We start from the raw sequence: 7250 nt of genomic DNA on the forward strand, positions 1-7250 counted from the left end.
GGGCGGGCCATCCCGTGCGCGTGCGCCGCTTCGCCGTTGGCGCCCGGCGGCGGTATTACGGTAAATTCGTGCGCGTGGAATCGATGCCGCCCGGTCCCGGGCGCGGCCTGGGGAGGATTCGGATGGTGAGGGCATGAGGAAAAGGCCGGCGTTGGGCGGCATGGCGCTGGCGGCGGTCTTGCTGCTGGGCGGTTGCGCCGGCGGGCAGCCGGGGCAGCCGGGGCCCAGGAGCGAGGCCATGTCGGCGGACCAGTTCGCCCAGACCGATTTCAACCGCACCGTCACGCTCGAAGTCCGGGACAATCTCGCCAGCCTCTATGCGCTGCTCGACAAGCTCTACCGCCGCAATCCGCGCGAATGGCGCAAGAGCGGCGTGCCGGACCACGCCGCGGCGGTGGCGCGCGTGAAACACGCCATCGAGAACCGGGTTCCGCCGGCCGATCTGTCCGGCCTGCACGACATCCAGATCCTCGCGGTGTCGCTGGACCCGGGCTACCCGGGCGATCGGGTGGCCGCCTTCATCTACGGGCTGGCCGACACCATCATCACCGCCCACAACGGCAAGACCCGGCTGTACGTTTCCGACGCGCTGGACGGCCAGCGGGTCTACAATGCCGCTCGGAACGTCGAGGCGGCCGCCTGGCTGCTGGCGACGCGCCGCAACAAGCAGGGCGAACCTCTCCTGCTGGCCAATGAAATGTCCGCCACCGCCTCCAACCTGAGCTTCGAGCGCGAATTCGGCGCCATCATCGGCCGGCTGGATCTCATCGCCAACTTGCTCGGAGAGAATTCACGGCGCATCGGCATCAACTACGCCCAGGGCCTGCTGCTCTTCAATTTCCTGCCTGTGCGCTAACCGGGAATCGCCAACGTGATCGATATCGCCTCCATCCAGACCGCCCGCGAGAACCTGCGCGGCCAGGTGCTGAAAACCCCCTTCACCCTGTCGCGCACGCTGTCCGACATCTTCGGGGCGGAAATCTGGCTGAAATTCGAGAACCTGCAGTTCACCGCCTCGTTCAAGGAGCGCGGCGCGCTCAACCGCATGCTGACCCTGACCGAAGCGGAGCGCGCCAAGGGCGTGATCGCCGTCTCGGCGGGCAACCACGCCCAGGGCGTGGCCTACCATGCCCAGCGCATGGGCGTGCCGGCCGTGATCGTCATGCCGCGTTTCACGCCCACCGTGAAGATCGCCAACACCCGCCGCTTCGGCGCGGAAGTCGTGCTGGCCGGCGACACCTTCGACGACGCCAAGGCGCGCGGCTACCAGCTGGCCCGGGAGCGCGGCCTCGTCATGATCCACCCCTACGACGACGAGGCCGTCATGGCGGGCCAGGGCACCGTGGCCCTGGAAATGCTGGAAGACCAGCCGCAACTCGACACCCTGGTCGTGGCCATCGGCGGCGGCGGATTGATCTCGGGCATGGCCACGGCGGCCAAGGCGCTCAAGCCCGGCATCGAGATCGTGGGCGTGCAGACCGAGCGCTTTCCTTCCATGTACGGCGCCGTGCGCGGCGAATCGCTGCCGCAGGGCGCCTACACCATCGCCGAGGGTATCGCCGTCAAATCGCCGGGCGACCTCACCCTGCCCGTGGTCAGCAAGCTCGTCGACCGCATCGAGCTGGTCAGCGAAAGCGACATCGAGCACGCCATCGTGGTGCTGCTGGAAATCGAGAAATCCGTCGTCGAGGGCGCCGGCGCGGCCGGCCTGGCGGCCCTGTTGCGCGCGCAGGAAGAGGGCAGCGACCGCTACCGTGGCAAGCGCATCGGGCTGGTGCTCACCGGCGGCAACATCGACCCGCTCATGCTGGGCGAACTCATCGAGCGCGGCATGGTCCGCGCCGGCCGCCTCGCCCGCATCCGCGTCGACCTGCGCGACCTGCCCGGCGCGCTGGCCCATGCCACCAAGCTCATCGCCGACGCCCAGGCCAATATCACCGAAGTGCACCACCAGCGCGCCTTCACCGCCTTGCCCGTGCGCAACGTGGAAGTGGATTTCGTGCTGCAGACCCGTGGCCCCGAGCACATCCAGGAAGTGATCGACATGCTCAACGCCGCCGGCTTCCACGCCAGCAACCACGATCACTGAGGCTCAGGAGCGCGCCGCTGCCTCGCGCGCCAGCAGGTTCTTCAGCCGGTACAGACGCTCGCGGTGCAGCGTGGCCGCAAGCGGCTCGGGCTCGCGCCCCAGCGCCACATAATCGTCCGGCACCGCCGCGAGCGCCTCCCGCATCCGGTCCGCGCCTTCCTCCCACCACCGCGACAGCATGCGGTCGGGGTTGAACACATCCAGCCCCTGGCGACGCAGCTCCGAACGGTTGAAATCCTTCAGGTTCCAGGTAAGCACCTGCACCGCCGGCGGCTGCTGCAGCCCGCAGCGCGCCCGCCGCGCCAGGCCCGCCGCGATGACGTGGAAATCCTTGGGATCGCTATACCGCAGGCCGGCCTCGTACGCCTGCGTGTCCGCCTCGCGCGCCTGCGGAAAGCGCGCATTCATGTCCTGCCACTGCTCTTCCAGCACCGCCGGCGGAATCTCCCACAGTCGCGCCGCATTGCGCCGCCACTCCTCGCCGATGCGGTCCGTCCAGACCGGCGCATACACCCCCGCCTGCGCCAGCCGCAGCAACAGCCGCCGCAGAATGCCGGACATGAGGACGCAGGCGTCGATGACGATGAAAGGTGGGATGGGGGTCACGGTAAAGGGCCGGCGCATGCAACACCGGCTCAAGAATAGAGGAAATGGTGCCCGAGACCGGGATCGAACCGGTACGGCCTTGCGGCCGAGGGATTTTCTTACCACTTCGGCTTTCGCCGCCAGCAGGGCTGTTCGTGGTCTGGAGCACGCCTTCGCCATAGCCTCGCGGCCTTAGGCGCCCGCCGTCTGCTCTCTACACCTTCCTGGCCAGCGGGGCCAGGCTTGGCTCGGCGTTGGCTCGGACCGGAGTCCAGGGCGTTCGCCGAGTTTGACGGGCTGCACCGCCGGGGTTTCCCCTGGCGGGCTCAAATTGTTCAAGTCCCTTGTGTCTACCAATTTCACCACTCGGGCGCCGCGGCCCTGGGGCAAGGACATCGAGCGCGATTTCGAGGGCATGAATGCGGTGTGGGCGGAATGGCTGCCGCCGCGCCTCATGCCCACGCGCGCCACCTGCGAGGCCAAGCTGGCCTCGCCGGAACTGCTGGTGGAAATCATCGTGACCGCGGCGGCGCGGCCGGTGCTCATCGGCGTGGGGGCTGAAAGCTGATCTCGGCGGGACGGCCAGGCAGGTTCAGGGTGGCGGTGGCGGGCGGCGTGGTCGCCACCACCTGCCCCGCCGCGCAGCACCATCAGCCGCGTGGCGCGCAGTCGCAGCGCCTCGACGGGGTCGCGCGCCTGCAGCAGCACCAGGTCGGCGCGCTTGCCGACTTCCAGCCCGTAGCCCTCCAGGCCCAGGATCGCGGCGGGCGCGGCCGTCACGGCCTGGAAACAGGCCCGCATGGCGTCCTGGCCCGTCATCTGCGCCACGTGCAGCCCCATGTGGGCGACTTCCAGCATGTCGCCCGAACCCAGGCTGTACCAGGGGTCCATGACGCAGTCGTGGCCGAAGGCCACGGGCACGCCGGCGGCCATCAGCTCGGGCACCCGCGTCATGCCGCGCCGTTTGGGATAGGTGTCGTGGCGGCCCTGCAGCGTGATGTTGATGAGGGGGTTGGCGATGGCCGCCACGCCGGCCTCGCGCATCAGCGGGATGAGCTTGGAGACGTAATAGTTGTCCATGGAATGCATGGACGTGAGGTGCGAGCCGGCCACCCGGCCCTGCAGCCCCAGCCGGTGCGCGTGGCTGGCCAGCGTCTCGATGTGGCGCGAATGCGGATCGTCGCTTTCGTCGCAGTGCATGTCCACGCGCAGGCCGCGCTCGGCGGCCAGCTCGCACAGGATGCGCACGGATTCGGCGCCGTCCTGCATGGTGCGCTCGAAATGCGGAATGCCGCCCACCACGTCCACACCCATGTCCAGCGCCCGCTTCAGGTTGTCGAGCGCGCCGGGCGCGCGCAGCACGCCGTCCTGCGGGAAAGCCACCAGCTGCAGGTCGAGGTAGGGCTTGACGCGCTCGCGCACGTGCAGCAGCGCCTCCACGGCCAGCAGGCGCGGGTCGCACACGTCCACGTGTGAACGGATGGCGAGCAGGCCGCGCGCCACTGCCCAGTCGCAATAGGCCAGGGCGCGCTCCACCAGCGCTTCCTGCGTGAGCAGCGGTTTCAGTTCGCCCCAGAGCGCGATGCCTTCGAGCAGCGTGCCCGACTGGTTCACGCGCGGCAGGCCATAGGACAGCGTGGAGTCCATGTGGAAGTGGGCGTCCACGAAGGGCGGCGACACGAGCTGGCCGGCCGCGTCGATGGTCTGGCCGGCCTCGGCCTTCAGCGCCGGTTCCAGCGCCGCGATGCGGCCGCCGGCGATGCCGATATCGATGTCCTGGCGGCCGTCGGGCAGCGAGCAGTGTCTAAGGATCAGATCGAACATGCGGGTTCCTTGCGGAAGGTTTCAGTGGTTCATGGTAATGCGTGTCACCCCGGTTGTATGAAAACGGCGCCCACACGCGGGTTCGCACGCAGCCGGCCCTGCCGGTCCGTAGCGACGCTTCCTTGAGGGGAAAGCGCGCGGCGCTTGGGGGGCGTCTTCCCTACCGCTCGCCCTTGCGGTAGGGCTTCATCAGCGCCTGGGGATAGGCGGCGCGGCGAGCCATGACCACCAGCGCCAGGATGGACAGAACGTATGGCAGCATCAGGTATACCTGATAGGGCAATTCGGGCAGGCCCGGCAGCGCCGCGCCGCCCTGCTGCAGCCGGAGCTGGAGCGCGTCGAAAAAGGCGAAGATCAGGGCGCCCGCGAGCGCCTTGCCGGGCCGCCACGAGGCAAAGACCACCAGCGCCACGCAGACCCAGCCGCGGCCGTTGACCATGTTGAAGAAGAACGCGTTGAAGGCCGCCAGCGTCAGGAAGCTGCCCGCCACGCCCATCAGGGCGGAGCCTGCCACGATGGCGCCCATGCGCAACCGCGTGACCGACAGGCCCTGGCCTTCGGCGGCGGCGGGGTTCTCGCCCACCATGCGGATCGCCAGGCCGACCGGCGTGCGGTTCAGCACCCAGGCCAGGACGGGCACGGCGGCCAGCGCCAGCAGCGTCATGGGTGTCTGCCCGGCCAGCACGGGCCCGACCAGCGGGATGCCGGCCAGGAACTTCATTTCGGCGAAGGGCGTGATGGTGGGCGGGGTGTTCAAGCTGGGGAAGGTGACACGGTAGGCGAAGTAGCTCAGGCTGGTGGCCAGCATGGTGACGCCCAGGCCCGAGACGTGCTGCGACAGGCCGAGGGGCACCGTCAGCACCGCATGCAGCAGGCCGAATGCGGCGCCGGCCAGCGCGGCCGCCAGCACGCCCGCGTACAGCGGCGCTCCCAGGTACACCACCAGCCAGCCGGTGAAGGCGCCCGCGGCCATGATGCCCTCGATGCCCAGGTTGAGCACGCCGGCGCGCTCGCACAGCAGCACGCCCAGCGTGCCCAGGATCAGGGGCGTGGCCAGGCGCAGCACGGCAATCCAGAAAGCCGCCGAACTCAGCAGATCCATCCATTCCATTGCGGTTTCCTCAGGCGGGGTTGCGGCGCAGGCGGTATTGCGCGAACAGCGTGGCCACCAGCATGGCCAGCAGCGACGTCGCCACAATGACGTCGGCGATGTAATTGGGCACCGCGATGGCGCGGCTCATGCTGTCCGCGCCCACCAGCATGCCGGCCACGAAGACGCTGGCGAGCACCACGCCCAGCGGATGCAGGCCCGCCAGCATGGCCACCACCACGCCGGTGTAGCCATAGCCGGGCGACATGTCCAGCGTGACGTAGCCGGTGCGCCCGGCCACCTCGATGGCGCCGGCCAGGCCGGCCAGCGCGCCCGACAGCACGGCGGTGCCCAGCATGACGCGGTTGACCGGCAGGCCCAGGAAGCGCGCGGCGTGGGCATTGGCACCCACCGCCCGCATCTGGAAGCCGAACACGGTGTAGCGGTTGAGCAGCCACAGGCCCGCCGCCAGGCCGGCGGCCCAGAGCAGGCCGGTGTGGGCGCGCGTGCGCGCGATCAGCTTGCCCAGTTCCAGATCGCCGTTGAGCGCCACCGATTGCGGCCAGCCCATGGCCATGGGGTCTTTCATGGGGCCGTCCAGCATCATCGAAACGAAGAGCAGCACGATGAAGTTGCCCAGCAGCGTGGTCACCACCTCGTCCACGCCCAGCCGGGTCTTGAGCAGCGCGGGAACCAGCAGCAGCAGCGCGCCCGCCAGCGCGGCGGCCAGCATCATGCCGGCAAAAAGCACGGGCACGGGCAGGTCGAAGCCCGTGCCGCCGTGCAGGCCGCCCACGGCCACGGCCGCCAGCGCGCCCAGGTAGAGCTGGCCTTCGGCGCCGATGTTGTAGAAGCGGGCGCGGAACGCCACCGCACAGGCCAGGCCCGTGAGCATCAGCGGCGTGGCGCGCGTCAGCGTTTCCGACAGCGCGAAGCGCGAACCGAACGCGCCTTCGAAGAGCAGGGCGTAGGTTTTGCCCACGGGGGCGCCGGCCCACGCCACCAGCAGCGTGCAGATGGCCAGGGTGCAGAGAATGGCCGCCACCGGGGCCAGCGCCAGCGCGAGGCGGCTGGGCTCGGCGCGGCGTTCCAGGATGAATTTCATGCGGGGTCGTTCCAGGTGTTTGGGGCGCGCGCGCTTCAGGCGGCGGTGCCCGTCATGGCCAGGCCCACGGTGGCGGGCGTCCATTCGGCCACGGGTTTCACGGCCACCAGCCTGCCGCCGCACAGCACGGCGATGCGGTCGGCCAGGGCGAAGATTTCTTCCAGGTCTTCCGAGATCAGCAACACGCCGGCGCCGCGCCGGCGCGCCGCGAGCAGTTGCTCGCGCACGTAGGCCACCGCGCCGATGTCCAGGCCCCAGGTGGGCTGGTCGGCCACGATGAAGCGCGGTTCGCGCGCCAGCGTGCGGCCCAGGATCAGCTTCTGCATGTTGCCGCCGGACAGGCTGCGCGTGCGCACGTCCAGCGAGGCGGCGCGCACGTCGAACCGGGTGGCCAGGGCTTGCGCATGGGCGCGGCCGGCCCGCGCGCGGATCAGGCCCCAGCGCGCGAAGCGCCGGTCGCGCAGGTCTTCGACGATGGCGTTTTCCCACAGGGGACTGTCGCCGATCACGCCTTCGCCGTGGCGGTCCTCGGGAATGCGGCCCACCCGGGCCGCGGT

5 protein-coding genes and 3 pseudogenes are annotated in these 7250 nt (G+C 69.7%); 3 read left to right on the top strand and 5 right to left on the bottom strand.

What is annotated here, in order from left to right; translation table 11 throughout:
* Nucleotides 1–133: 133 nt before the first annotated feature.
* Together AD428_RS08495 and AD428_RS08500 are read left to right on the top strand one after the other, a co-directional pair.
* On the top strand, nucleotides 134–856 hold the full coding sequence (locus AD428_RS08495; protein WP_152968024.1) for a hypothetical protein: 723 nt from the start codon (nucleotides 134–136) through the stop codon (nucleotides 854–856).
* 15 nt (nucleotides 857–871) lie between these two features.
* Nucleotides 872–2089 (top strand): threonine ammonia-lyase, encoded by a 1218-nt coding sequence (locus tag AD428_RS08500; protein WP_053244859.1) that lies wholly within the window; start codon nucleotides 872–874, stop codon nucleotides 2087–2089.
* 3 nt (nucleotides 2090–2092) lie between these two features.
* Here the strand turns inward: AD428_RS08500 and AD428_RS08505 are convergent, their stop codons facing one another.
* Nucleotides 2093–2650, bottom strand: coding sequence for a PIN domain-containing protein (locus AD428_RS08505; RefSeq protein WP_235489539.1), 558 nt, complete (start codon nucleotides 2648–2650; stop codon nucleotides 2093–2095).
* A gap of 406 nt (nucleotides 2651–3056) precedes the next feature.
* Here AD428_RS08505 and AD428_RS08510 point away from each other — a divergent pair.
* Nucleotides 3057–3242, top strand: a pseudogene (locus tag AD428_RS08510) (Rid family hydrolase); the annotation flags it as partial.
* Here AD428_RS08510 and AD428_RS08515 read toward each other — a convergent pair.
* The 4 genes and pseudogenes from AD428_RS08515 to AD428_RS08530 all read right to left on the bottom strand — a co-directional run.
* A pseudogene (locus tag AD428_RS08515) lies at nucleotides 3217–4498 on the bottom strand (amidohydrolase family protein). The pseudogenes AD428_RS08510 and AD428_RS08515 sit on opposite strands and share 26 nt — an antisense overlap.
* A gap of 160 nt (nucleotides 4499–4658) precedes the next feature.
* Nucleotides 4659–5609, bottom strand: coding sequence for an ABC transporter permease (locus AD428_RS08520; RefSeq protein ID WP_053244862.1), 951 nt, complete (start codon nucleotides 5607–5609; stop codon nucleotides 4659–4661).
* Nucleotides 5610–5619: 10 nt separating this feature from the next.
* Complete coding sequence (locus AD428_RS08525) at nucleotides 5620–6693, bottom strand: ABC transporter permease (protein WP_053244863.1); 1074 nt, start codon at nucleotides 6691–6693, stop codon at nucleotides 5620–5622.
* A 35-nt stretch (nucleotides 6694–6728) separates the two neighbouring features.
* A pseudogene (locus AD428_RS08530) lies at nucleotides 6729–7250 on the bottom strand (ATP-binding cassette domain-containing protein); the annotation flags it as partial.

It is taken from the genome of Achromobacter sp. DMS1 (assembly GCF_001270295.1).